The organism is Paenibacillus sp. 05T425, from assembly GCF_056396205.1.
The window spans coordinates 1-423 of sequence record NZ_JBFTLA010000125.1 but is presented as its reverse complement, the minus strand read 5'-3'; the positions used below and the strand labels follow the sequence as shown (position 1 = coordinate 423).

Sequence of the window (423 nt, the reverse complement as noted above, 5' to 3'; positions counted from 1 at the left end):
AGGCCAGGGTGTCGGTGCCATGCAGGATCAGCACGCTGTCGCAGCCCTGGACATCAACGGCGTCGACCACCGCTTCACGCAGTTGCTGCCAGTACGCAGGGGTCATGTTGGCGCTGTCGATCAGTGGCGACATCTCGCGAAAGCGCCACTGCGGCACCACCAACTCAGGCTGGCTGTGCAGGTAGTCGCGCATCCGCGCTTCGAAACCGGACGCCGGGGCCAAGCCGTGGGCACTGGCTTGCATGCCGATGGTGCCTCCGGTGTAGAGCACCATGACGTGCTGCGCGGCAGGGTAAGAGGCGGAATTCATTGATGGGTCTCCTGGACGAATGCACCTTGCGCCGCAGCATGCCTGCGTGCGCAAGGTGTGTCACGTCGAGTGGCAGGACGCCACTCGTTGCGGTCTGTCGCGGCGGGTGGCGG

The 423-nt window shown here is 65.2% G+C and carries 1 protein-coding gene; it reads right to left on the bottom strand.

The annotated features are described in order from the left end of the window. On the bottom strand, positions 1-310 hold a 310-nt coding region (locus AC1DF0_RS32400), incomplete at its 3' end, for an asparaginase domain-containing protein (RefSeq protein WP_477577699.1). Between the last annotated feature and the right edge of the window lie 113 nt (positions 311-423).